This window comes from Micromonospora sp. WMMD710 (assembly GCF_029626045.1).
In the GTDB taxonomy this organism is placed as follows: domain Bacteria; phylum Actinomycetota; class Actinomycetes; order Mycobacteriales; family Micromonosporaceae; genus Micromonospora.
Genome location: NZ_JARUBD010000001.1, coordinates 2,469,366 through 2,494,608 on the forward strand (window position 1 = coordinate 2,469,366; position 25,243 = coordinate 2,494,608).

22 protein-coding genes are annotated in these 25,243 nt (G+C 71.6%); 10 read left to right on the forward strand and 12 right to left on the reverse strand.

Annotated elements, in window-relative coordinates:
- Positions 1–57: 57 nt before the first annotated feature.
- The 3 genes from O7620_RS11390 to O7620_RS11400 form a co-directional block, all read right to left on the reverse strand.
- Positions 58–528 carry a hypothetical protein gene (locus tag O7620_RS11390; protein ID WP_278123016.1) on the reverse strand — a complete coding sequence of 157 codons (471 nt, stop codon included), beginning with the start codon at positions 526–528 and terminating at the stop codon, positions 58–60.
- A 49-nt stretch (positions 529–577) separates the two neighbouring features.
- Entirely contained in the window at positions 578–1,153 is a 576-nt protein-coding gene (locus tag O7620_RS11395) for a sigma-70 family RNA polymerase sigma factor (protein ID WP_278126956.1), read from the reverse strand.
- A gap of 192 nt (positions 1,154–1,345) precedes the next feature.
- Positions 1,346–1,657, reverse strand: coding sequence for a hypothetical protein (locus tag O7620_RS11400; protein WP_151487831.1), 312 nt, complete (start codon positions 1,655–1,657; stop codon positions 1,346–1,348).
- A gap of 280 nt (positions 1,658–1,937) precedes the next feature.
- On the opposite strand from O7620_RS11400, the gene O7620_RS11405 reads away from it, so the two are divergent.
- On the forward strand, positions 1,938–2,528 hold the full coding sequence (locus O7620_RS11405) for a hypothetical protein (protein WP_278123017.1): 591 nt from the start codon (positions 1,938–1,940) through the stop codon (positions 2,526–2,528).
- Positions 2,529–2,568: 40 nt separating this feature from the next.
- Positions 2,569–3,108, forward strand: a complete 540-nt coding sequence (locus O7620_RS11410; protein ID WP_278123018.1) for a copper resistance CopC family protein — start codon at positions 2,569–2,571, stop codon at positions 3,106–3,108.
- 248 nt (positions 3,109–3,356) lie between these two features.
- On the opposite strand, the gene O7620_RS11415 is transcribed toward O7620_RS11410, so the two are convergent.
- Both O7620_RS11415 and O7620_RS11420 read right to left on the reverse strand, forming a co-directional pair.
- Positions 3,357–5,528: a peroxidase family protein gene (locus O7620_RS11415; protein ID WP_278123019.1), complete on the reverse strand. Its 2,172-nt coding sequence runs from the start codon at positions 5,526–5,528 to the stop codon at positions 3,357–3,359.
- Positions 5,529–5,702: 174 nt separating this feature from the next.
- A complete protein-coding gene (locus O7620_RS11420; protein WP_278123020.1) occupies positions 5,703–6,557 on the reverse strand; it encodes an AfsR/SARP family transcriptional regulator in 855 nt (284 codons plus the stop codon).
- Between the two features lie 272 nt (positions 6,558–6,829).
- Between O7620_RS11420 and O7620_RS11425 the strand changes: the two genes are divergently transcribed.
- Complete coding sequence (locus O7620_RS11425; protein WP_151487828.1) at positions 6,830–7,753, forward strand: NAD-dependent epimerase/dehydratase family protein; 924 nt, start codon at positions 6,830–6,832, stop codon at positions 7,751–7,753.
- A gap of 3 nt (positions 7,754–7,756) precedes the next feature.
- Here O7620_RS11425 and rfbH read toward each other — a convergent pair whose 3' ends face one another.
- The 4 genes from rfbH to O7620_RS11445 form a co-directional block, all read right to left on the reverse strand.
- Positions 7,757–9,058 carry a lipopolysaccharide biosynthesis protein RfbH gene (gene rfbH, locus O7620_RS11430; protein ID WP_151487827.1) on the reverse strand — a complete coding sequence of 434 codons (1,302 nt, stop codon included), beginning with the start codon at positions 9,056–9,058 and terminating at the stop codon, positions 7,757–7,759.
- Between the two features lie 119 nt (positions 9,059–9,177).
- Positions 9,178–9,795, reverse strand: a complete 618-nt coding sequence (locus O7620_RS11435) for a TIGR03086 family metal-binding protein (RefSeq protein ID WP_151487826.1) — start codon at positions 9,793–9,795, stop codon at positions 9,178–9,180.
- Between the two features lie 185 nt (positions 9,796–9,980).
- Positions 9,981–11,003: an alcohol dehydrogenase catalytic domain-containing protein gene (locus O7620_RS11440; protein WP_278123021.1), complete on the reverse strand. Its 1,023-nt coding sequence runs from the start codon at positions 11,001–11,003 to the stop codon at positions 9,981–9,983.
- A gap of 181 nt (positions 11,004–11,184) precedes the next feature.
- Complete coding sequence (locus O7620_RS11445) at positions 11,185–12,597, reverse strand: nucleotide disphospho-sugar-binding domain-containing protein (RefSeq protein WP_278123022.1); 1,413 nt, start codon at positions 12,595–12,597, stop codon at positions 11,185–11,187.
- Between the two features lie 261 nt (positions 12,598–12,858).
- On the opposite strand from O7620_RS11445, the gene O7620_RS11450 reads away from it, so the two are divergent.
- From O7620_RS11450 to O7620_RS11460, 3 genes are all read left to right on the forward strand, one after another.
- Positions 12,859–14,076, forward strand: coding sequence for a cytochrome P450 (locus tag O7620_RS11450; RefSeq protein WP_278123023.1), 1,218 nt, complete (start codon positions 12,859–12,861; stop codon positions 14,074–14,076).
- Between the two features lie 33 nt (positions 14,077–14,109).
- Positions 14,110–15,225 (forward strand): abortive infection protein, encoded by a 1,116-nt coding sequence (locus O7620_RS11455; protein WP_278123024.1) that lies wholly within the window; start codon positions 14,110–14,112, stop codon positions 15,223–15,225.
- 153 nt (positions 15,226–15,378) lie between these two features.
- Positions 15,379–17,562 (forward strand): molybdopterin-dependent oxidoreductase, encoded by a 2,184-nt coding sequence (locus O7620_RS11460; RefSeq protein ID WP_278123025.1) that lies wholly within the window; start codon positions 15,379–15,381, stop codon positions 17,560–17,562.
- 125 nt (positions 17,563–17,687) lie between these two features.
- Here the strand turns inward: O7620_RS11460 and O7620_RS11465 are convergent, their stop codons facing one another.
- On the reverse strand, positions 17,688–18,872 hold the full coding sequence (locus tag O7620_RS11465; protein ID WP_278123026.1) for an acyltransferase: 1,185 nt from the start codon (positions 18,870–18,872) through the stop codon (positions 17,688–17,690).
- Positions 18,873–19,152: 280 nt separating this feature from the next.
- On the opposite strand from O7620_RS11465, the gene O7620_RS11470 reads away from it, so the two are divergent.
- A complete protein-coding gene (locus O7620_RS11470; RefSeq protein ID WP_278123027.1) occupies positions 19,153–20,400 on the forward strand; it encodes a cytochrome P450 in 1,248 nt (415 codons plus the stop codon).
- Positions 20,401–20,473: 73 nt separating this feature from the next.
- Positions 20,474–21,694 (forward strand): cytochrome P450, encoded by a 1,221-nt coding sequence (locus O7620_RS11475; RefSeq protein ID WP_278123028.1) that lies wholly within the window; start codon positions 20,474–20,476, stop codon positions 21,692–21,694.
- A 46-nt stretch (positions 21,695–21,740) separates the two neighbouring features.
- Here the strand turns inward: O7620_RS11475 and O7620_RS11480 are convergent, their stop codons facing one another.
- Complete coding sequence (locus tag O7620_RS11480) at positions 21,741–22,307, reverse strand: TIGR03086 family metal-binding protein (RefSeq protein ID WP_278123029.1); 567 nt, start codon at positions 22,305–22,307, stop codon at positions 21,741–21,743.
- A gap of 107 nt (positions 22,308–22,414) precedes the next feature.
- A complete protein-coding gene (locus O7620_RS11485; RefSeq protein ID WP_278123030.1) occupies positions 22,415–23,800 on the reverse strand; it encodes an aspartate aminotransferase family protein in 1,386 nt (461 codons plus the stop codon).
- A gap of 315 nt (positions 23,801–24,115) precedes the next feature.
- On the opposite strand from O7620_RS11485, the gene O7620_RS11490 reads away from it, so the two are divergent.
- Together O7620_RS11490 and O7620_RS11495 are read left to right on the forward strand one after the other, a co-directional pair.
- Positions 24,116–24,931, forward strand: a complete 816-nt coding sequence (locus O7620_RS11490) for a hypothetical protein (protein WP_151488410.1) — start codon at positions 24,116–24,118, stop codon at positions 24,929–24,931.
- Positions 24,932–24,965: 34 nt separating this feature from the next.
- Entirely contained in the window at positions 24,966–25,199 is a 234-nt protein-coding gene (locus tag O7620_RS11495) for a hypothetical protein (RefSeq protein ID WP_151488411.1), read from the forward strand.
- The last annotated feature ends 44 nt before the right edge of the window (positions 25,200–25,243 follow it).

The following is a 25,243-nucleotide window of genomic DNA, read 5'->3' on the forward strand; positions in this document are numbered from 1 at the left end:
GCGTACTGCCCCTCCGGCGGCCAGCCGCATCAGCCGGCCGCCGGAGGGGCGGCATCGTCAACTCCCGCTGACCGCCGCGCCGATCGCGAGGGCCACGGCGAGCCAGACGACGGACGCGACGACCGTGACGCCGAGCATGGCCGCCGCCTTGGCGGCGGACGGGATCGGGAGACGGGCCACGGCCAGGTTCGCCCCGACGCCCAGCGCGCCGATCAGCCCACCGAGGGCGCCTCCGACGGCGACCAGCAGGATCGGCAGCAGGACCAGGGCGCGCAGGATCACCGGAATGGCGGGACCGGTCCGATGGGGCACGCCGTTGACCTCCACCGTCGGGTAGGGGTCGGCGAACGCGTTGCGGACCGTGGCGTCGATGGCGCCACCGGAGGCTGCTGGCAACGCGTACCGGCGCCTGCCGGTCCTGGGGGCCGGCACGCCGCCGACGGTGACGGCCGGATGGCCCCAGAAGGCGTTGGTGGTGACGACGATGGGGCCGGCCACGCCAGCCACGCTGATCGGTTCTGATTTCACCGGCGTGATCCTAGGGCCAGGTCAACGATCCCACGGCCCGGGCCGGCTCTCAGCCGATCCGCTGCTCCCGGCTCGGCGGGCCCTCGGCCCGCCAGGCGGCGGCGAGATCCTCGCGAGCACGGGCGACGCGGGACCGGATCGTGCCGACCGGGCACTGGCACACGTCCGCGGCCTCGGCGTAGGACAGCCCGAGCACCTGCGTGGCGACGAACGCCTCCCGACGTTCGCGGGTCAGGCCGGCGATCAACTGGTCCAGGGTGACGGCGTCGTCGGCGCCGGCGACGACCGCGCCGGCGGCCTCGGCCGCCGCCTGCCAGTCCGGCACCGACGCCACCCTCGGGCGGGCCACCGCGGCCCGGACGTGGTCCACGGCGACGCGCCGGGCGATGGTGAACACCCAGGTCCGCGCCGAGGAGCGGCCGGCGAAGCCGGGCAGGCTGCGCAGCGCCCGCAGGAACGTCTCCTGGGTGAGGTCGTCGGCCTCCCCCGGCCCGGCGAGGTGCGACAGGAACCGCCGGACCTGACCCTGGAGTGCCCGGACGAACGCCGCCGCGGCCTGCGGGTCGCCCTGCCCCGCCTCCCGCGCCCACCGGGTCACCTGCGCGTCGTCGGCAGCGCCGTTCAGCACCGACCACCGTCCTGCGGCGCAGGGGAGGTGGTCGGGCGAGATGAGCGGGAACGCGTCATCGGCTCAGGTCCTCCGCGTGGGTGTGCCGTCGTCGGGGCACGACCGGTCAGCCGCGCACCATGGTTGTCGTCGGCCGGTCCGGAAAAGTTCCCGACGCCTCCGGTACGCGGCGCGTCCACCTCGGTCGGATCAGACGTCGGGCGGGGCGGGATGGGTCCGGCGCGAGACGGCCGCCAGCGTCGCGGTCACCGCGCCCCGGTTACGCAGCGCCCGCAGGGGCAGCGCGGCCAACCACAGCACGTCGCCGCACCCGACGGTCTGCCGCGTGCCGCCGACCGCCTCCAACTCGATCTGGCCCTGCTCGACCACCACGATCGCGTCGCGCCAGTCGGCCTCGTCGTAGTCGAGCACACCGCCCGGGGGCAGGGTCACCACCCGCAGCTGCAGGTCCGGTCTGAGCCGGGAACGCAGGAAGGACAGTGGCCCCTCACCATCGCCCATCAGCGGGCGACACGTGGGTCGGGCAGCACCTGCGCTCCAGCGTGCGGGGCCCGCCCCGCCTGAACGACAGTCAAGGCCAGTCCCCGTTCCGCCTGGCGGCGTCTCGCCGCGACCGACGTGCTTGCTGATATGACGGCCGGGGACCGGAAAACTCATCGCCACCGGCCGGTCCGCGACCACGCCGTGCCGGGCGCCGAAGGGTGCGCAACAACGAAGAAGAACCGCACCGCCGAGACACCTAGTGTCGTGCTGAGTATCCAGCTCTGTGGATGGAGTGCAGATGAGTGTGGTCAAGGGGAACACCTCGCGTCGCGGTGTGCTCGGCGCGATCAACGGAGCGCACCACCGCGCGATCCTCGGGTTGTACATGGTGATCGTGCTCGCCCACTGGGCCGAACACCTGGTCCAGGCCTACCAGATCTGGGCGCTCGGGTGGGCCCGCCCGCAGGCACGCGGCGTCCTGGGCATGCCGTTCCCCTGGCTGGTCAGCTCGGAGTGGCTGCACTACGGGTACGCGATCGTCATGCTCATCGGCCTGTTCGCCCTGCGTCCCGGCTTCGTCGGTCGGGCCCGTACCTGGTGGACGGTCGCGCTGGTGATCCAGTTCTGGCATCACATCGAGCACCTGCTGTTGCTGTTGCAGGTTCAGTTGGGCTTCCTGCTGCCCGGCGCGACCGCGCCGACCAGCCTGGTCCAACTCGTCGTGCCCCGCGTCGAGCTGCACCTCTTCTACAACTCGATCGTCTTCATCCCGATGCTCGTCGCGATGTACCTGCACCTGCGCCCGAACGACAGTGAACTGCGGCAGATGCAGTGCAGTTGCGCCCCCACGGCCCAGCGGCGGATGACGCTCGCGCCGACCGCCGGCTGAGCGGGCCGCGTTGTCCGCCACGCGCCGTACCCTGGCGGTCGTGACCGCCCTGGCCTCGGTCGGCATCGCCGTCGTCGTCGGGGCGGTCGTCCGTCAGTCGGACGACCGACCGGCCCGGGTGCTGGCGGTGGCCCCGGCCGGCGACACCGCCCTGGCGACCACGCCCGGCGAGGTCACCCTGCGGCTGTCGACCGGCGCCGACCCGGCGCTGTCGCACATCACCGTGCGCGACAGCGCCGGAGAGACGGTCAACGACGGCCGGCTCCGGACCACCGGGGAGACCGGGTTACGCCAGCCGGTCCGCGCCGACCGCTCCGGCGACTACACCGTCGCGTACCACGTCACCTTCACCAACGGCCAGGATGCCAGCGGCGCGCTGCGGTTCAGCGTGGGCACCGGCACGGCGCCGGGCGACACCGGCGAGATCCCCGACGCCATACCGGACAGCGCCGGCCACGGACACGGCGTCGATCCGGTGGGCGCCACCCTGCTGGTCGTGGACGGGCTGGTGCTCCTCGTCGTCCTCGTCCTGCTGCTGCGTCGACGACCGTCCACCGGGTCCGAGCCCCTGGTTCACTGACCGGCGAAACCCTGCGCCGGGCCGGCTGATGCCGGCCCGGCGCGTCGCGTTCGTGCTGCGTACAGGCCGATCGGGAGTGGACGACCAGGGTGCGGCAACTACCTGGCGGCTCGGCCGCGCCGGCCGGGCTGATCGACGGCGTCCACATCGAGCTGGTGGACAGTCGGTGCCGCGGGCCGGGTCTCGTGCGAGCACACGGATCGGGCCGGGTGCGCGCGGCACCCGGCCCGATCGAGATCGGTCGGCGGTTACGGACGGCTGTGGCGGCGCGATCCTCGCCGGGGCGCCCGGGACGCCGAGCCGCTCGGCGCCAGGCCCGGCGGGAGCAGCCCGGCCTCCGCCGCCGGCTTCACCGGGCCGGCCTTGCCGATGCCCAGGTTGCGTGTCCCGGTGCCGGGCAGCAGCTTCTCGCCGCCGGGTACGCGGACGGTCCGGTGCTGGCCCTGCGGCGTACGGAACACGTCGGCCGCCAGGTGGGAGCGGGGGATGTCGGTGTTCAGGGCGATGATGTCTCCGAGCGACGTGCGGTAGTCGATCTTGAAGGCGGCCCGGATCAGGGGCAGCAGCGGGTCATTGGCGTAGTAGAACCGGTCCCCGTCGCGCATCGCGGTGAACTGCTTTTTCCAGATGGCCAGCTGCAACTCACCGAACTCCCGACCCGGCAGGTTGGGCTCGGCCATCATGCCCACGAACGCATCGAGCCGGTCCACACTGCCGTACACGGCCTTGAGCCGGGCCGCGAGCGGCGTACGACGGTCGGCGCGGACGGCGTCGTCGGCCGCCGCCGTGGTGCGCTGCCCGGCGGCGTTGTACAGGGCGGTGAAGTCCAGGCTGTCCAGATCGTCGATCTCCGCACCGGGGGTGAGCTCCGGGTCGGCCGGGAAGGACTCCGACGACTCCCGGGTGATCGCCGCGAACGACGACTTCGTCGGCAGCCCGTAGGCGGTCCGCATGTCGTTGTAACTCGGCATGCCGTGGTCGCGGCTGCGGGCGATGTCGATCGCGCCCAGATCGTTGCGGCCCGGCAGGCAGGGCGGCAGAGCCGGATCGTCCGCGCAGGTGGGGTTGCCCGGCACGGGGACGAAGAACGGGAAGCTGCGCAGCATGTTGCTGATCATCTCGTCGTTACGGGTTTGCGGGCGCAGGCCGACGCCGTGCAGCATCGGTCCGAGTTCGAGCAGCTCCAACAGGTCCGGGTTGAAGAAGGCGTCCTCACCGAGCGGAATCATCAGCCGGACGGTGTCGCCCTCGGTGGTTACCTCGACGTCCAGCTCCCGCAGCCGGTCGAGGGTCTGCTGGTCGTACCGGCCAGCCTCCACCTCGAGCCGGAAGTCACCGCGGATCTGGCTGTGCGCGCGGTACCCGACGGTCGCGAACTCGTTGCTCACCGACACGTCCACTGTGCGCTTGTAGCCGGTGTAGCGGGGCAGGTCGACGCCGAGCGCCGGCAGGAACTGGGTGTAGGTGATGTGCTGCTGCTCGGCGATCACCACCGCTCGGGCGATCTCGAACCGGTCCTGCTCGGAGAGCCACGTCGGCAGCTGCGCGACGATCCGGTTGTGCTCCCGGGCGAAGAGGGTCTGGATGGCCAGCAACGCCGGGTTCTCGTTGGCCCGCTGGTCGCCGGCGACCGCGGCCTTCTCCGGGGTGTTGAACAGCTGCCCGCCGGCGACCATGTTCGGGGCGGTGGCGGCGTCCCCCCGGGTGTCGCGCCGGGGCAGGTAGCCACCGGGCATCAGCAGCGTGGCCTTGTTGTTGCGCACGTCGCCGTCGACGGCGCCCTCGCGCATCCAGTCCAGCCGTTCGTTGCTGTTGCTGTAGACGGTGGCCGCGTCGAGGTAGGAGCTGACGGTGTTGATCTGCTCCCGGGGCGTGGTGACGCCGGTGTCGTCGGCCGGCCGGGACCGGTCGAACGGGACGATGCCGATGTCGTTGCGGAACGACTCCATCGGATCGTTGTTGTCGAACGGGATGTTGCGGGTCTCACCCGGAGGGCTGACCAGCCGCCGGCCGAGCCGCTGAGCGATGGTGTGGTCGACGAACTGACCCCACACGAACCCCCACTGGCTCACCGCGTTCGGCGAGTAGAGGTTCACGTCGGCGTCGTTGAAGATCCGGTTGCTGACGTACCGCTCGGGCGGCAGGTCGACGATCTCGCTGATGCCGTCGGCGTACCAGGCCGGTCCGACCCGGGGATAGATGGTGTCGATCTTCCCCCAGCTGGGGTTGGCCCGGTTGTTGCCGGACCCGTCGATGCTCTGCACCTCCCACAGGCCGAGGATCCGGTCCGAACGGGTGGCGCCGGCCTGGGCAGGACCGCTCAGCCCCACCCCGGCGGCCACCACGAGAGCGACGACCGCGGCCTGGGCCGCCCTGGTTGATCGGGCCCGACCACGCCGGCCGGATGCGACTACGCGCATGCCCATCTCCTCCCCTTTGACTTGACGAACACGATGGGACGGAGGCTGGCGACCTCGGCGATCCCATCGCCGGCACCGAACGCCTCATACAGCTGTCGATCTCCCCGGTAGTGTCGTCGCCACCCGCGCGGGTGCGCTTCTTCCGCCGTGCGGAGCGGGACGGTCACCGGTTGATCAGGGCCGGCCGGCCGGGGACGGAAGCGGCCCGACGAGGGGGCGCCGCTCCGACGACCAGATGTCGAAGTCGCTGTCGGCGTTGAGGATCGCCTGGTGCAGGCGCTGGACCGGAGCGCCGGGTTCGAGGCCCAGCTCGCTGACGAGGTTGCCCCGCACCCGGTGGAAGACCTCCAGCGCCTGGGCTCGTCGGCCACTGAGGTGCAGCGCCCACATGTACTGCGCGTGCAGCCCCTCGTGCAGCGGGTTCTCCACGATCAGGGCGGCCAGCTCGGTCAACACCTCGCGGTGCATGCCCAGCCGCAGCTCGGCGTCCACCAGGTACTCCAGAGTGACCAGCCGGGACTCCTCCAGTTGCCGGCGGCGCGCCTCCAGCAGCCGTCCCACCGGCACGTCCACCAGAGCCCGGCCCTGCCACACCCGCAACGCCTCGGACAGCTGCCGGACGGCCCCGTCGTCGTCCCCGCCGGCCAGCGCCTGCCGCCCCCGCAGGGCCAGCAGCTCGTACCGGCGCAGGTCCAGGTCGGTCAGGCGGGTGCGCAGCAGGTATCCGCCGGTCCGGGTCTCCAGCAGATCGTTGCTGACCGCCGCGACCGACCAACCGGTCGCCGCCGCGAGATGCTTGCGCAGACTGAGGATGTACGTCTGCACGGTGGTCGACGCGCTGGCCGGCGGGTCCTCACCCCAGAGTTCGGTGCTCAGCGAGGACGCGGGCACCAACTGGTCGGCGTGCGCGATCAGCACGGCGAGAACGTTGCGCACCTTCGGTGCCGTCGGGGTCCAGTCGACGCCACGCACCCGGACGGACAGCGGCCCCAGCACGGCCATGTCGATGGGTTGACCCGTAGCTTCCACGCGCGCCACCTGCTCGTATCGACTGTGAGCGGACACTCATGGTCATTGGCGGCGCGTCGGGTACGCATCCTCTACCGTGCCGGCCGTCGCGGTGCCGTGGTCACGGGCCCTTGAGCGAGCTTCAACCAGCCGTCGAGCGGTGCGCCCTACGCTTGCCGGCACCGGTCGGCCCCGCCGACCCGATCATGGCCCCCCGCTTCGTACGGCCCGGCCGCGGAGCCGGGGCGCGTCCCGGCCCGCCGCCCGTCGCGGGCCGGTGAGGAGGTGTGGGGATGATCGATCCGACGACCACCGCCGGCGCGACGCGAGTCGCGGTCCTCGGGGCGACCGGCTGCGTCGGGCGTGCCGTCTGTGTCGCGTACGCCCGCGGCGGCGCCCGGGTCGTCGGCATCGCTCGGACACCGCCACCCCGCGCCGAGTATCCCTTCCGGTCCCTCGACCTCGCCGCCACCGCGCCCGCCGACCTGGCCCGGATCCTCGCCGAGGAGGGGGTGGACACGGTGGTGAACGCCGCCGGCGGGTGGGGACGCGCCGAGGAACTGCGGCGGGGACATGTGCGACTCGTCCGCCGGCTCGTGGCGGCCCTCGGCGCGATGGAGACCCGGCCCCGGCTGGTGCACATCGGCTCGGTCCACGAGTACGGCCCGATCGCCGAGGGCACCAGCGTCAGCGAGAACACTGTGCCGCGGCCGGACAGCGCGTACGGCCGGGTGAAGCTGGCCGGCAGCCGGATCGTGCTCCGGGCGGCGCAGGCCGGCACAGTGGACGCCGTGGTGCTGCGGGCGGTCAACGTGTACGGCCCGTACACCACGCCCACGAGTTTCCTGGGGGCGCTGCGCGAGCGGCTGCGGCGGGCCGGGCCGGAGGGGTTGACGGTGCGCGTCGCCCCGGCCCGCCGGGACTTCGTCGACGCCCGCGACCTGGCCGACGCGGTGGTCCTCGCGGGCCGCGCTCCGGTCAACGGCAAGGTGATCAACATTGGGCGCGGCGTCGCCGAGGAGGTTCGGGAGCTGGTGCAGGTCCTGTTGGAGACGGCCGGGCTCCGACCGGGGGCGGTGCCCCTGGTCGATGCCCCGGTGTCCAGTAACGGTGGCGCGTGGACCCGGGCCGACATCCGTCAGGCCCGGTGTCTGCTGGGGTGGTGCCCGCGGGCCGGGGTACGGGAGTCGATCGAGGCCCTGTGGGAGCAGGGCTGAACGTCAGCGCCGAGTGGTCACGAAGCCGCGGATGGTGTCGATGACGAAGTCGGCCATCTCCAGCGTGATGCCCGGATACACGCCGATCCAGAAGGTGTGCTCGGTGACGAAGTCCGAGTTGGCCAGGTCCCCCACGATGCGGCACGGCACGTCCTGGTACGCCGGGTGGCGGGTCAGGTTGCCGGCGAAGAGCCGCCGGGTGCCGATCTTCCGGTCCTCCAGGCACGCCACCAGCTCCTGGCGGGTGAACGGCGCCTCGGGCCGGACGCTGATCGGGAAGCCGAACCAGCTCGGGTCGCTGTCCGGGGTAGCCTGCGGCAGCAGGAGGCCGGGCAGGTCCGCCAGCCCCTCGTAGAGGCGACGGAAGTTGCGCCGCCGGGCCTCGATGAACTCCGGCAGTCGGCGCAGCTGACTGAGCACCAGCGCGGCCTGCGGATCGGTGGCCTTCAGGTTGTAACCGACGTGCGAGTAGACGTACTTGTGGTCGTAGCCGGCGGGCAGGGTGCCCAACTGGTAGTCGAACCGCTTGAGGCAGGTGTTGTCGGTGCCGGGCTCGCACCAGCAGTCCCGGCCCCAGTCGCGCAGCGACTCGACGATCCGGGCCAGTTCGAGGCTGCCGGTCAGCACGCAGCCGCCCTCGCCGGCGGTGAGATGGTGCGCCGGGTAGAAGCTCACCGTGGTCAGGTCGCCGAACGTGCCGGTCAGCCGACCGCGGTACGTCGAGCCGACCGCGTCGCAGTTGTCCTCGACGAGGTACAGGTCGTGTTCGGTGGCGAGGTCGGCGATCTCCGCGACGGGGAACGGGTTGCCGAGGGTGTGCGCGATCATGATGGCCCGGGTACGCGGCGAGATCGCCTCGGCGACCCGCTCGGCGGTGGTGTTGTAGGTGCCCAGCTCCACGTCGACGAAGACCGGCACCAGACCGTTCTGCAGGATCGGGTTGACCGTGGTCGGGAAGCCCGCGGCGACCGTGATCACCTCGTCGCCGGGCTCCAGCCGCGCCTCACCCAGCTTCGGTGAGGTCAACGCGGTCAGCGCGAGAAGGTTGGCCGACGAGCCCGAGTTGACCAGGTGCGCCTTGCGCAGCTTGTAGTAGGCGGCGAACGCGCTCTCGAAGCGCCGGGCGCTGATGCCGGCGGCGATCCGCATGTCCAGTGCGGCCTCCACGAAGGCCGCGCGGTCGTCCTCGTCGAGCACCGCCCCCGACGACAGGATCGGCGTCACCCCGGGCACGAAGTCTCCCGGCTCCTGCTCCCGGTGGTACTTCCGGGTCTGCTCGAGCACCAGCTCCTTCAGCGATGTCATCTCCGCGCCCTCTCCGCTCCACGATGGGTACGCCCATGGTCAACGGCGCCGGTCGAGGATGCGTCGAGGAACGGTGGAGGCACCGCCGGCCGGGTCGTCCCGGCCGGCGGTGCGGCCCGTCAGGCGCGGCGCCCCAGGTATGCGAGGAGCTTGGTCTGTTCGTCCGCGTCGGGCGGCACCTCGAGGGCGGGCCCGCTGACCATGCGACTGCGCACCACCTCCTCGCCGACCATCCGAAGCGCCTCCCACGCCTTGTCGATGTCGGCCTGCTCGATCCGCTCGTCCTGGTCGGTGGCCCGGGCCAGGTCCCAGCCGTGCACAACCAGCTCGGTGGAGACCGCGCTGTCGATCGCCTGGGAGAAGGTGCGCAGCCCGAACCGCCCGTCGAACTCCGCGCGGGCCTGCTCGGGGTCGTTCAGGCTGGTCTCGATCTGGTCGCGCACCCGCACGAACGCCTTGTACGGGTCGACGTCCACCCCGGGGCCCTCCGGCACCGGCAGGTCGACCATGTTCAGGTGGATCTCGTTCATCTCGACGACGTGCGCGACGAGGTCACGCACGGTCCACTCGGTGCAGGGCGTCGGCCCCGACCACGCGTCCGCTCCGACCGCAGCGATCCGGTCGGCGAACTGCGCTCCGAGTCGGGCGTACCGGTCAGCGACGGCTTGTTCCTCCGCCGTGAGACCCGCACCGCTCACCGACGGACCAGCCGTCCGTCCGGGCTTCACCGTTGACATACCGCTCTCCTGCCACTCGACGTCAGGTGGCCCCGGCAGACGCCTGTCCTGGCGCCACCGGGGCCCTACCTGTACGACGGTCGGCAGGCGGGAAAGTCATCGCCGCGCGGCCCGGCTCGGCGTGTCGTACACGATTTGGCCTGCGGCGACACGGCGCGGGAGGGGCGGACGGGGCCGCCCGTGGCTCAGTACTCGACGACGGCGCGGAACCGCACCTCGCCCTTGGCGACCCGGTCGACGGCCTCGGCGACCCGGTGTGCCTCGAAGGTCTCCACCCACGGTGTGACCTTCCCCGCCGCGACGAGGTCCAGTGCCTCCCGCAGGAGGTGCGGGCCACCGTGGGTGGCGCCGGTGATCCGCTGCCCCTGGGAGAAGAACGGGTAGGCCATGGCCGGCGGGATGGTGAACGGTTCGATGCCGTCGATGCCGGCCAGCACCATCCGCCCCTGCACGCGCAGCCCGGCCAGGCAGGCCGCGGCCGCCCGGTGGGACGGGGCGGTGAGGACGACCACGTCGGCGCCACCGGCGGCGCGCAGTTGCTCCCCGTCGGCGACCACCAGATCGGCGCCGAGCCGGCGTGCCGCGTCGTGCTTGTCCGCCGAGCTGGTCACCGCGATCGTCTCGTGCCCGCACGCCTTCGCGTACTGTAGGGCCAGGTGGCCGAGCCCGCCGATGCCGATCACGGCGATCCGGTCCTGCGGGCGGGGCTCCGCCGCGCGCAGAGCCGACCAGGCGGTGTAGCCGGCGCACATCACCGGGGCGGCCAGCTCCCAGGCGAGCCCGTCGGGCAGGAGCACGGTCGACTCGGCGGCGGCCACCAGGTATTCGGCGTGCCCGCCCGGCGCGGTGAACCCGGTGGTCGTCGGCGCGGGGCAGTTCAGCGCGGTCTGGCCGGTCACCGGGAGGCCGAGGCGGCAATAGTCGCAGCGACCGCAGCCGGACCGTACCCAGGTCACCCCGACCCGGTCACCGGGCCGTCGGCTCGTCACCCCCACGCCCACCTCGACCACCTCGCCGACCGGCTCGTGCCCGGTGACGGCCGGGTCGACCGCCGGGAACGGCAGCATCCCCCGGGTGGCCAGTACGTCGTTCACGCACACCCCGCACGCCCGCACCCGAACGAGCACCTCGCCGGGGCCGGGTGAGGGATCCGCCACCTCACGCAACTCCCAGGCCACGTCGACTCCCGGCACAACCGCCGCTCTCATCACGAACCACCACCCGTCCTGTGCACGACTCGAAGGAGGAACTGTCCGGACGCCACGGCGTCAGACCGTCGGCGCGGACGGGATGCTGGCCCGCCCGTACCGCCCCTGCATGCTCGCCCCGCACCAACCGCCGGTACATCCTCGCGATTGCCGCACCACCGGGGCCGTCACGGCGGTCCGGTCAGGACCGCCGGTCGGCGAGCGCCACCAGCGTCGCGACGATCTCGTTGGGTCCGGGCGTCGCCTGCCACGCCTCGCGTAGCGCGGTGGCCCCCTCCCGGAAGGCCGGCTCGGTGAGCACCCGCTGGATCTCCGCCCGGATCTCCTCGACGGTCTGCTTCTGGTGGTCGATCCGGAGTCCGGCACCCTGCTCGGTGACAAAGCTGGCGCAGGGAGTGGCCAGCAGGTTCTTCTCCGGGTGCAGCCACCCGGCCGCCTCCTCGACCGCCTCCTCCGTCGCGGTGGCGCCGAACTCTCGGCCGGCCCGGTAGGTGCCGCTGTCGGCCTCGGCCGGCGCGGCCGTCGCGGGCCGGAACAACAGCGAGTCGTCGGTGTCGCAGACCAGTTGCGGGATGCCCGCGGCGACGGCGGAGCTGAGCGTCCCCATGCCGCCGTGGTGCACGAGCGCGTCGCAGGTGGGCAGCAGTTGGGTCAGCGGCACCCACTCGATCGCCCGCACGTTGTCCGGCAACGTGTCCACGGCCGCCAGTTGCAGCGGACTGAGGGTGGCGACCACCTCGACGTCGAGGCCGGCCAGGGCGGCGAGCAGTTTGGGGGTACGGCCCCAGTCGCCGGCGACGTACCGGCGGGTCGATTCGCCCAGCGACACGGCGATCCGGGGCCGGCCCTGCGGGCGGGAGTACAACCAGCGCGGGAAGACCGCCGCGCCGGTGTAGGGAACCTTGCGCACCGGGACCTTCACCGTCGCGGTGGGCAGGCTGAGGCCCTTGGGCAGCGGGTCGACGGTGAACTGTCCGAGCAGGAGTTCGTCGTCGACGCTCACCCCGTACCTCTCGGCGAGCGGACGGACCAGGTCGGCCAGCGGGTCGTCGGCGAGCCCGGCGGCGCGTACCGCGGTGCGGTGCGCGGCCAGCCGCTCCTGGCTGTACGCGAAGTAGTCCAGGTTGCTGCCGAGCAGCCGCCCGTGCGCGGCTCCCGCGGCCCGTGCCGCCACCGCTCCGGCCGGGAAGACCAGATCCCACAGGACCAGGTCCGGCCGCCACGCGCGGGCGAACTCCACCAGGTCCGGCGCGTCGGACAGGTCGGCGCGGACGTAGTCCGAGGCGGGGTTGAGGTTCCACTGGTAGAAGGCGATCCAGTGCTCGCGTTCCTCCGGGCTCAGCCCCATGGCCCGCGCGTACGCGTTGACCTCCTCCGGGGTCGGCGGCTGCCGGGCGTCCTCGCGCAGCCGCGGCTCGGGCGCCCCGGCGTCACCCAGCGCGACCGGGACCAGGCCGGTGCTGGCGATGGTGTCGGCGAAGCCCGCGTGGGACGCGACGCGGACCTCGTGCCCGGCGGTCTGCAACGCCCAGGCGTACGGCACCACCGGGTAGAGATGCGCCACGGCGGGATAGACAGTGATCAGCACACGCACAGGGTCCTCCTTGGGCACACGGGATGGCTCCGGTCGGTCTGGTGATCAGGATGCCGACACCGCGCCGGCCCGGCTTCTCCTGCAGTGCGCAGGCCGGCAGCCGTCCGGCCGACGGGCGGCACCATCGGTTGGCGGTGGGCAATCGGGAAGTTGCCGCCGTCTCCCGGCCGGTTGGACGATGAGCGCCGGACGACATCGGATCCTGCGGGCGATGTGTGTGTCAGCACGCGCAGACGACCCGTGGTCAGTGAGGGGTGACCCATGGCGATGCCCGAAGCCGTCGACGTGCCGGCTTTCCCGATCCCCCGGGAATGCCCGTACCGGCCGTCGGCCCGTCACGTCGGCCTGCGGGCGGACAGCCCGATGACCAAGGTGAAGCTCTACAACGGACGGACGGCCTGGCTGGTCACCGGGGCAGCACAAGCCAGGGCGGTGCTCTCCGACTACCGTCGGGTGTCGATCCGCCCGTACCACGGCAACTACCCGCTGCTGAACGAGGAGTTCGAGAAGGTCGTCGACAGCGGCTACGCGGACGTGCTGTTCGGGGTGGACCCGCCCGAGCACACCAAGCAGCGCTCGATGATCATGCCGAGTTTCACGCTGCGACGTACCGCGCTGCTGCGCGACGACATTCAACGCATCGTCGACGAGAAGCTGGACGAGATGCTGCGCCACGGCGCACCGGCGGACCTGGTCTCCATGTTCGCCCAGCCGGTGCCCTCTATGGTGATGAGCACCGTGCTCGGCGTGCCGTACGACGAGCACGAGGACTTCGAGACGCCCGCGCACAAGCTCTTCGTGCCGGAACTGGCCGAGGAGGCCACGGCCGAACTGGGCGAGTACCTCGACCGGCTGATCCAGAAGAAGGAGAACGACCCGAGCGCCGGGGCCGTCGGCCTGCTCGACGACCTGATCGCCAACCACCTGCACACCGGGGAGCTGACCCGCTCGGAGCTGGTGCACATCGCCATGGCGATGCTGGTGGCCGGCACCGACACCACCACCAACGTGATCTCGCTGGGCACGATGGCGTTGCTGGACAACCCCGAGCAGTGGGAGGCGCTGCGGGCCGACCCGGAGATCGTGCCCGCCGCCGTCGAGGAGATCCTGCGCTACGTCTCCCTGGTCGAGGCGTTCGCGCGGGTGGCGGTGGAGGACATCGACCTGGGCGACGGCAACGTGATCCGCAGCGGTGAGGGCATCCTGATCAGCTGCGCCGGGGTCAACTTCGACCCGACGCACGTCGGGGAGCCGGACACGTTCGACATCCGCAGGTCGGCCAAGCCGAGCTTCTCGTTCAGCCACGGCATCCACCGCTGCCCCGGCGACAACCTCGCCCGGCTGGAGTTGGAGATCGCCTTCAAGACGCTGGTCGAGCGGATGCCGAACCTGCGCGCGGCGGCCCCCCTCGACGCTCTGCCCAGCAACAACAACGACGGCACCCTGCAGCGGCTGTACGAACTGCCCGTGCTGTGGTGACCGGCCCCGACGGCCACGAGGCGAAGGAGCAGCATGGCACAGCCCCGCACCGACCAGGCCGGTGACGTGACCGGCAAGGCCCTGGAGTACCGCGGCGTCGCCTACGACGCCGGTACGAACTTCGCCACCGGTCAGGGCGACCTGTCCCGGATGGCGTGGAGCAGGCGACAGATGCTGGAGGAGCTGAGCCTGATCAGCGACCAGCTCAACTGCAACTCGATCACCATCTACGGCAGTGACCTCGGGCGGCTGCGGGAGACCGCGGAGGCCGCCGTCGAGCGGGACCTGCACGTACGGTTGCAGCCCCGGCTCGTGGACCGGCCGCAGGGCGAGGTGCTGGATCATCTCGCCGAGGCGGCCCGGCTCGCCGAAGCGCTACGCCAGCAGGACGCCCGGATCGACCTGACGGTCGGCGCGGTGCACCTGCTGTTCACCCCCGGCATCGCCGACGGCGAGCAGTACCACGAGCGGATGGCGAACGCGTACGCCGACGCGGACCATCACCTGCTCAAGCCGACCGGCCGGATCGACTTCGCCGAGGCGGCGCCCCGGCTCAACGAGTTCCTGGCCAGGGCCAGCGGGGTGGCCCAGCAGGTGTTCGCCGGGCCGATCAGCTACTCGGCGGCGCCCTTCGAGCAGGTCGACTGGTCGCTGTTCGACCGGATCGGGTTGATGTGGCAGTACCTGCCGACGTACCACACCCCCGAGCAGCACCGGGCGGTGCTGGACAGCTACCGCCGCTGGGGTCTCCCCATCCAGGTCGCCGAGTTCGGCACCGCCACCTACCAGGGCGCGGAGGAGAAGGCGTTCTTCTTCTGGGACGTCGTCGACCGCTCGGGTGACACGCCACTGGTGTTCGACGGCGTGGTCCGTGACGAGGGCCGGCAGGCCGCGTACCACCTGCGGATGTTCGAGCTGTTCGAGCAGGCCGGGGTGAACGGCGTGTGGATCTCGGAGTTCATCCACCCGACCCACCCCCACTCCCCCGACCCCCGCCTCGACCTGGACACCGCCAGCATGGCGATCGTCAAGACCATCCGGGACGACTTCGCCGACACGAGTTCGACCTACCGGGTCGAACCGAAGGAGTCCTTCCACGCGGTCGCCGACCACTACGCGCACCTCGGCTTCCAGGCGGCCCGCCGCTGACCCTCCCGGCCGACCGGGACACCGTCCGGCCCGACAACCCACCGTCACCGCAGCCCGCGCGTCCGCGTCGGCACCCGGCCGGGGGACCTCGATGGTCCCCCGGCCGACCGGCGTCCCACCGTCGGCGCCGGGCCCGACCCCTCAGGGAGCACCATGCGAACCGCGCACCGGACCTGCCCGATCTGCGACGCCGTCTGCGGCCTGCGGCTTACCCTCGACGACCACGACCACGTCACCGCCGTCCGGGGTGACCCCGACGACCCGTTCAGCGGCGGGTACGTCTGCCCGAAGGGTGCCAGCCTCGGCCGGCTCGACGAGGACCCGGACCGGCTGCGCACGCCGATGGTGCGCGACGGGGACCAGTGGCGGGAGGTGACCTGGGAGGAGGCGTTCCGCCGGGTCGACGAGGGCCTGAGCGGGGTGATCGCCGAGCACGGCCGCGAGGCGCTCGCCGTGTACTTCGGCAACCCGACCTACCACACCATGGCGGGCTTCATGTACCGCGAGCCGCTGACCCAGGCGTTGGGCAGCCGCAACATCTTCTCCGCCAGCACCATCGACCAGATTCCGAAGCACGTCTCGACCGGCTACATGTTCGGCGACCCCTTCGCCATCGCCGTGCCCGACGTGGACCGGACCGACCACCTGCTGATCATCGGGGCGAATCCGTTGGAGTCGCACGGTTCGCTCTGCGCCGCACCGGACTTCGCCGGCCGGTTGCGGGCGCTGCGGGCACGGGGTGGCCGGGTCGTCGTGGTCGACCCGCGCCGGACCCGGACCGCGGCGTTCGCCGACGAGCACCTGCCGGTCCGACCCGGCACCGACGCGTTCCTGCTCCTCGGGATCGTCCACACGCTGTTCGCCGAAGGGCTGACCCGGGTCGACATCGAGGTGGAGGGGCTCGACGAGATGCGCGCGCTGGCCGCCGAGTTCAGCCCGGAGGCGGTCTCCCCGGTCTGCGGGGTCGGCGCCGCCGACGTCCGGCGGCTCGCCCGGGACCTGGCCGCGGCCCCCACCGCCGCCGTCTACACCAGGGTGGGTACGTCCACCGTGGAGTTCGGCACGGTGGCCCAGTGGTTGGTCGACGTGGTGAACATCCTGACCGGCAACTTCGACCGCCCCGGCGGGGTGATGTTCACCCGGACGGCGGCGCTGGAGATCTTCCGCACCGGGCAGCCGTTCGCCACGGGCCGCTGGCACAGCCGGGTCCGCAAGCTGCCGGAGGTGCTCGGGGAGATCCCGGTGGCGACCCTCGCCGACGAGATCGACACCCCGGGCGAGGGGCGGATCCGCGGGTTCGTCTGCATCGCCGGCAACCTGGTGCTCTCGGCGCCGAACGGGCCACGGCTCGACCGGTCGCTGCCCGACCTGGACTTCATGGTCGCGATCGACCCTTACCTCAACGAGACCACCCGGCACGCGGACGTCATCCTGCCGCCGCCGCGGATCCTCCAGATGCCGCACTACGACTTCCTGCTGCTGATCGTGACGGTCCGCAACTACACCCGGTTCTCGCCGCAGATCCTGCCGCTGGCACCGGGCCAGCCGTCCGAGGCCGAGATCATGGCCCGGCTGCTGCTGATCATCTCCGGTCAGGGCGCCGACGCCGACCCGGCGCTGGCCGACGAGGCGATCCTCGACGCGGTGCTGCGCGGCGGCACCTCCGTACCGGGCTCACCGTTGGCCGGCGCGGACGTGGCGCAGCTGCGCGCCGAGCTGACCGGTGACAGCGGCCCGGAGTTGATGCTCGACGCGATGCTGCGGCTCGGCCCGTACGACCTGTCGCTGGAGAAGCTGCGGGCCAACCCGCACGGCATCGACCTGGGTCCGCTGGAGCCGCGCCTGCCGGAGCTGCTGCGCACCGCCTCGGGGCGGGTCGAGCTGGCCCCGCCGCAGCTGACGGCGGACGTGGCGCGCCTGCGGGCCCGCTTCGCCGGGCCGCAGCCGGAGTTCCTGCTCGTGGGCCGCCGTCAACTGCGCTCGAACAACAGCTGGCTGCACAACACCTCCACCCTGGTGGGCGGCAGCAACCGCTGCACCCTGCACGTCAACCCGGCCGACGTGGCCCGGCTCGGGCTCGACGGGCATGCCGTCGTCCGGTCCGCCGCCGGCGAGGTGGTCGTCGCGGTCGAGGCGAACGACACGGTCATGGCCGGCGTGGTGAGCCTGCCGCACGGCTGGGGGCACCGCCGGACCGGCCAACGGCTGGCGGCCCTGGACCCCGGGGTGAACGCCAACGCGCTCACCGACGAGACGGTCGTGGACGTGCTGTCCGGCAACGCCGTGTTCAGCGGGGTGCCGGTGACCGTCGCGCCGGCGCCGGCGCCGGCCGACTGACCCGCACAGCGCGGCGCCCCCGCCCGATCCGGGCGGGGGCGCGTCGACGGGCGGATCCCCGGCGGGTTGGCGACGCTGCCACCCACCGGGGATCGTCCACCGGCCGGCCGGGGCCGGCGGCGGGGTCAACGGGGTACGGCCGGAGCACGCTCGCCGCGTCGGGGGTACGCCCAGAGCCGCATCGCGGGCCGTTCGACGAGGGTGTAGAGCACCCAGGAGACGAGGACGCAGACCAGGTAGACGCCCACCAGGAACGCGATGCCGGTGACCGTGTCGAACTGGTACGGCTGATACGCCGCCCGCACGCCGAGCTGACCGTTCACCGCGGCGTGCAGCAGGAAGAGGACGTGCACGTGGACCAGGAAGAAGGCGTAGGAGATCTCGCCGAGCCACACCATCGGCCGGTTGTTCAGCAGTGATCCGCGCCCGGCCACGTCGCCCGCCGCGGCGGCGGTGATCAGCAGGGCCATCGGCACGAGCAGCACCGACTGGTAGCCGTCCATCAGGCTCAGCGGCACGGTCGCCGCGTAGACCACCACCAGCAGCAGCGCCGGCAGCAGGGGACGCAACCCGATCCAGCGACCCGAGATCAGGATCCGGGCCATCACCATGCCGACCAGGAACTCGAACAGTCGCGCCGGCGGGAAGAAGTAGACGAACCACTGTTCGGTCCAGCTCAGCGTGGTCGACATCGGGCTCAGCGGTGAGTCCGGCAGCGCCGCTCGGGCGATCACCGGCAGCAGCATCGCGCCGGCGGTGAACAGCCCGGCGGTGAGCCAGAGCCGCTGCGGCCGGATCCGGTTCACCAGCGGCAGCAGTGCCGGGAAGAGCGCGTAGAACAGCAGCTCGACCGAGAGCGACCAGGTGACGCCGTTGACGGCGAACAGGTGGTAGTTCGGGTCCGGGAGGAAGCCCTGGATGAGCGGGAGGCTGGCCAGGGTCGGCCCGAGCATGACCGGCAGACCGGCGACCAGCATCAGCGCCAGCACGCCGAGATAGACCACCACGTGATTGGGAAAGATCTTGAAGAAACGTCGGCGGTAGAACGATCCGGTGGTGTCGGTCGACCGGGCCGACCAGGTGAGGACGAAACCACTGAGGACGAAGAAGAAGGCGACGCCGACCGAGCCGGTGTTGTGGGCGAGGATGCCGTACACCTCGTTGACGTCGTCGTTGCGGAACATCGGGTGGATCAGCCCGTGCCCGATGAACACCAGACTCGCGGCGATGATGCGCAGTGCGGTGAGGGATGGGAGTCTCGTCGGAACGGACTCCTTTGCCTGCGTCGCCGCCTCGTCTATCGCTGTCATATTCGCGGCCGTCCTTTCCAGGCGCCAGGCTTGTCTACACGGCTAACGCGACTGGCATTTGCGTTGCCGGCAATCTAGCAACGTGGATCCCTCGCCAGTTCTCTCGAATTGCGGAATTGCGGGTGGGTGCGGCCGGCCGGACCGGGCACCCGCACCGCCCATCGCAATCCGGAGGATGCGCAGGCCAGCCGAGGGACGAGACGGTTGACAGCGTCGTGTCAGCAGCAGACCGCGCCGTCCGCGGGACGAGGAGTTCCGCCTTTCCTCACGAGGGGTGGCCATGGCCGTGCCAACGAAGACCACATCGGAGCCGGGCTCGGCGGAGCTGCCGAGCTACCCGATTCCCCGGGAGTGCCCGTACCGGCCGTCGCCGGAGACCGCCCGGCTCCGTGAGCCTGGACCGATCTCGAAGGTCCGGCTGTACGACGGCAAGGTCGCCTGGTTCATCACCGGGCCGACCGAGGCCCGCGCCCTGCTCGCCGACCGCCGGGTCTCCAACCGCTCGGACTTCCCCAACTACCCGGTGATGGACGAACGCCACACCCGGATGCGGGCGACCCGCGAGATGGCCAAGGAGGAGGAGGGCGGCTTCGCCGGTGCCCTGTTCGGGGTGGACCCCCCGGAGCACACCCGGCAGCGGCAGATGCTCGTGCCACGGTTCACGGTGCGGCGGGTGGCGGTGCTCCGCCCCGAGATCGAGCGCATCGTCGAGGAGTGCCTGGACGCCCTCATCGACGAGGGATCGCCCGGCGACCTGGTGTCCACCTTCTCCACCCCGGTGCCGACCCGGGTGGTCTGCGCCTACCTCGGCGTGCCGTACGCCGACCGGGCCATCTTCGAGCCGCTGACCCGCGACCTGTTCGAGCCGGAGCGGGCCGACGAGGCGATGGAGTGGCTGACCGCGTACCTGACCGGCCTGGTCGAGGCGCGGCAGGCGCAACCGGCCACCGGCCTCATCGACGACCTCATCGCCGGGCAGGTCTCCAAGGGCACCCTGACCCCGAAGGAGCTGGTCTCCTTCGCGATGGCGATCCTGGTCGCCGGCACCATCACCACCTCGAGCATCATCGGGCTGGGCACCCTGGCCCTGTTGGAGAACCCGGACCAGTACCAGCGCCTGGTGGCCGACCCCGACCTGGTGCCCGGCGCCGTCGAGGAGATGCTGCGCCACATCTCGCTGGTCGAACAGCTCGCCCGGGTGGCCGTGGAGGACATCGAGATCGGCGGACACGTGATTCGGGCCGGGGACGGCATTCTGGTCAGCTTCGCCGGCGCCAACCTCGACCCGACCGTCACCAGTCACCCGGACACCCTGGACGTCACCCGGCCGCCGTCCAACCACCTCGCCTTCAGCTACGGCATCCACCACTGCCTGGGGCACAACCTGGCCCGGCTGGAGCTGGACATCGCGTTCCGCGCCCTGGTGCGGCGGCTGCCCGACCTCCGGCTCGCGGTGCCGGCCGCGCAGATCCCCACCTTCCAGAGCGGGGACGTCCAACGCCTGGCCTGCCTGCCCGTCGTCTGGTGAGCCGCCCTCCGACCGCCACACCGGGCGCCCCGCCCGACGACCTGCCCACCCGCCGCAGTCCACGAGGAGTCCGATGCACATGCCAGACGGCGCGGTCGCGCTGAGCACCGAGGTGTTCGCCAACCCAATGGCGCTGCTCACCGAGTTGGGCGAGCGACGCCCGGTTCACCGGGTGACCCTGCCGGACGGCATGCCCTCCGTCCTGGTCACCGGCAACCGCGAGGCGCGGGAGGCGTTGTCCGACCCCAGGTTGGTCCGCAGTGTCGAGGCCGCCGATCCGGAGCTGCACAAGTACCACCCGCTGGCCAGCGACGACTACCCGCTCTCCCGGCACATGCTCTTCGCGGACCCGCCGGACCACGCGCGGCTGCGGCGGCTGGTGTCCAAGGCGTTCACCCGCCGCCGGGTCGAGCAGATGAAGCCACGGATCCAGGAGATCACCGACCGGCTGCTCGACGCCGTGCTCGCGCAGGGGCAGGCGGACCTCGTCCGGGACCTGGCGCTGCCACTGCCGATCGCGGTGATCAGCGAGATGCTCGGCGTCCCGTTCGAGGACCGCGCCGAGTTCGAGCACCATGCCGAGACCCTCACCGGGATCAACGCCTCCGCCAGCTTCGACTCCATCATCGCCGCCGGCACCTGGTTCGACCGGTACCTCGGCGACCTGGTCGAGCTACGCCGCCAGGATCCCCGCGACGACCTGATCTCCGCCATGATCGCCGCGCAGGAGAAGGACGACCGGCTCAGCGACCTGGAGCTGCGCTCCAACGCGCTGCTGCTGCTCAGCGCCGGCTTCGAGACAACCGTCAACCTGGTGGCCAACGGGCTGCTGGCGCTGCTGCGTCACCCCGACGCCGCCGAGCTGCTGCGGTCCACCCCGACGCTGATGCCGAACGCGGTCGACGAGCTGCTGCGCTACGACAGCCCGGTCTCCTGCGTGACCTACCACTTCGCCCGGGAGCCGCTGGAGATCGGCGGCTTCGAGATCCGTGCCGGCGAGCACGTGGTGATCGCCGCCGCGGTGGCGAACCACGACCCGTCGGTCTTCACCGACCCGGGCCGGCTCGACGTGCGCCGCGAGAACAAGGGGCAGATCCTCAGCTTCAGCCACGGCATCCACTTCTGCCTCGGGGCGCCGCTGGCCAAGCTGGAGGGCGAGGTGGCGTTCGAGACGGTCCTGCGCCGGTTGGAGGGCCTCGCGCTCGCCGTACCGGCCGACGACCTGACGTGGAAGGCGAGCTTCGTCCTGCACCGTCTGGAGCGGCTGCCGGTGACGTTCACGCCGCGCCCCTGAGCGGGGCTCCTCGACGGCCGTCCGGCCGCTGACCCGGTGACCCGGGTCAGCGGCCGTCGTCGTGTCGGCCCAGGTACGCCAGGAGGCGGGCCTGCGCGTCGGCGTCGTCCGGGGGCGGGACCGCCGGCCCGAAACCGAACCGGACCTCCTCCTCGCCGACCAGCTCGATGGTGTGCCAGAGGTGGTCCACGTCGGCCGGGTCGATGCGGGCCCGCCAGCCGAGGGCGCGAGCCAGGTCCCAGTGGTGCACCACCAGTTCCATGCCGATCGCCCGGTCGACGACCTGCGCGTACGTCCAGTCGCCGAGCCGTCCGCCGACCCGTGCGCCGGCGACGTCGACGTCGACGTCGACGTCGGCGAGCGCGGCCTGGACCTGCTCCCGGATCGCGTGCCACGCCCCGGACGGGTCCTCGGCCAGCGACGGCACCGGCCGTGGTGTCACCCCGACCCGGCCGAAGTGGATGAGGTTCATCTCGGCGACGTGGGCCACCAGGTCCCGTACCGTCCAGTCCCCGCAGGGCGTCGGAGCGCCCCAGCCGGTGTCCGGCACCGTCGCGGCGGTGCGGGCGAAGGTCTCCACGCGCCGCGCGTACCGGTCCGCGACCTCGTCCATCCCGGCACTATAGGACGCGTCCGGTGTCGGGACGGTCCACACGCGCCGGTGCCCGGCATCGGCGGGGACAGCCGTTACCGGGCACCGGGGATCGGGATCGGGATCGGTCAACTGGGGTTGACCTTGCCGGCCTTGACGTCCAGCCGGGACAGCACGTCCACGATCGCCGAGGACGCCCGCTTGGCCTGCTGGTCGTCGAGGACCAGCGGCGGGGAGAGCACCAGCGTCGGGCCGTAGTTGCGGGTGATGACCCGGTGGTTCTCGTAGAGCTCGTCGGCGACGGCGAGGGCGAGGTCCGGCGCGACCGGCTCCCGCGTCTCGGGGTTGCTGACCAGCTCGATGCCGACGGTGGCGCCCTCGACCCGGACCTCGCCGACGGCCGGCAGCGCCGCGGCCGGCGCCAGCCCCGCGCGCAGCCAGTCGCCGATCTCCAGGGACCGCTTCAGCAGCCCCTCGTTCTCCAGCAGGTCCAGGTTGGCCAGGGCGACCGCGCAGGCGGTGGGGTGACCGGAGTAGGTGTGGCCGTGGAAGAAGCTGGCCTCCCCGGCGGCCATCACGTCGGCCACCCGGTCGCGCATCAACACCGCGCCCAGCGGCAGGTAGCCGCTGGTGAGGCCCTTCGCGGTGACGATGATGTCGGCGTCCATGCCGCGCTCGGCGGAGTCGAACCAGGCGCCGGTACGCCCGAACGCCGTGATCACCTCGTCGGCGATCAGCAGGATGCCGTAGCCGGTGAGCAGCTCGCGCACCCGCGGCCAGTAGTCGGAGGGCGGCGCGATCACACCGCCGCCGCCGAGGATCGGCTCACCGATCATCGCGGCGACGTTCTCCGGCCCCAGTCGCTCGATCGTCGCCTCCAGCTCCTGCAGGAGGAAGTCGGTCGGGTCCGCGCCGCCGTACATCTCGCTGTGGTACGGGTACGGCGGGGTGACCTTCTCCACGTGCGGCAGGTTCGGGCCGACGCCGACCTGCATGTCCGGGATGCCGGTCGCGGTGCCGCCGCCCAGCGTGGCGCCGTGGTACCCGAAGTGCCGGGCGATGATCCAGTTGCGCTCGGTCTGCCCGCGCCGGTGGTGGAACAGCCGGGCCAGCTTGATGGCGGTGTCCACACCCTCGGAGCCACCCGAGGTGTAGAAGACGCGGTTGACGTCGCCCGGCGCGAGGTTGGCCAGGCGCTGGGCGAGCAGCGCCGACTTGTCGTTGCCGAACTCGAAGAAGCTGGTGAAGTGGGCCAGCTCGGTGATCTGCGCGGCGGCCGCCTCGGCCAGCTCCCGGCGGCCGTGGCCGACCTGGGCGACCCAGATGCCGCCGCCGAGCATGTCGAGCAGCTCCCGCCCCTCGGCGTCCCAGACGGTGGAGCCGACGCCGCGCACGATCATGCGGCGGAACGGCCGCTGGTCGCGCTGGTGGGAGTGCAGGACGTAGCGCTTGTCCAACTCCCCCAGCTCGGCACCGGACACGGCGCGCCCGGCTCTGGACGTAGAAATCGTCACGTGACTACTCCCTCGTTGCAGACGATGCGGGCTTCCCGGAACGTGGTGGCGACGACCGCGCGGGCAGGGTCCACTGTGGGCGCTGCCGCACCGGTCGGCCGGGCGGTGGACTCCCCGAAACAATGGCAGCCGGTCGGGGCCCGAACATCTTCCGGCGTGCGCAGCGCCGGTCACGGTCGCGGCGGCGACCGGACCGGGGAAATAAGCATTCTGGAAGATGCACGCCGGCGGGGCCGCTGATTACCGTACGCGTTCGAGATGACGGTGCCGACACAGAGCGGAATGGACACCGCATTTACCAGGATGGGGGGAAAGATGCCTGTACGGGGCGGAAAGATAACCACGGCGGTGGCCGCGGTGTTGCTGGTGCTCACCGCCGGCTGCGCCGACGGCGGCTCGGGCGGCAGCGACGCCAAGGCCGAGGCGCCGGCCCCGGCGACACCGAAGGCGCCGGCCGACCTCAAGGACCTGCTGACCAACCCCCACGAGGACCAGAGCAAGGACGAGGTGCTGACCTTCGACTTCAAGCAGGTGGCGGAGAAGTCGCTGCTGGCGCCTCCGAAGGGGATGGCCTTCACTCCGGACTCGTGCGTGAACTACGTGACCATCGGCGACGCCGCCAGCACCCCGCTGCAGACCGCGCCGGCGGCCAGCATCGCCGGCCTGAACGGGTACATGCAGTTCAACACCGCGAGCCCGGTGGGCAAGGACCACAACCTGGGCCACGACAACTTCTTCGCGCAGTTCGTGGTCGAGCTGCCGGAGGGTCCGAAGCTGGAGGCCATGCACAAGGCCGCGACGGCGTGCGCCAAGGGCGACATCACGCTGGACGGCAAGGTCCCCGGCACGTTGAGCAACGTCGACTTCCAGACGCCACCCCTGGCCGGCGCCGAGACCAAGGGCCTGATCCAGCGGATCACCTTCCCGCCGCAGAAGGACAAGGCCGGCACCGACGTGCTCAAGACGTTCTACGGTGCGGTCGGCCCGGACGGGGGAATCGACCGCTTCAAGCACATCGTCATGGTGGTGATGGGCAACGTGCTGTACTACGGCATCGTCACCGACCCGGCCACGGCCAACAAGATGGCCGCGAACTTCCACCGGCTGGCCACCGCACGCGGTCTCTCCTGAACCCACCCCTTCCGTGCCCACGCCCGCTGCGGGCGTGGGCACGGTCGTGTCCGCGGTCGGGCCACTCTCGGCCGCGGACGCACCGACCGGGGCAACACAGAAGATGCCCGCCCTGCCGTTGAATGCCACCATTACCTCGTGGCCGATAAGGCGAAAAACAGTCGGCACGCCATTCTCGGAGATTGCTGACCAGCGGTTCACCACCATTTCCCCGATTGAGGCGCAGTGCCTCACCCGGCCAGATTCCTCGTCCTCTTTCGACGAATGAGGAAATGGCATTGGCGGGGAGGCCGCGCAGAACCGTTGACAGCT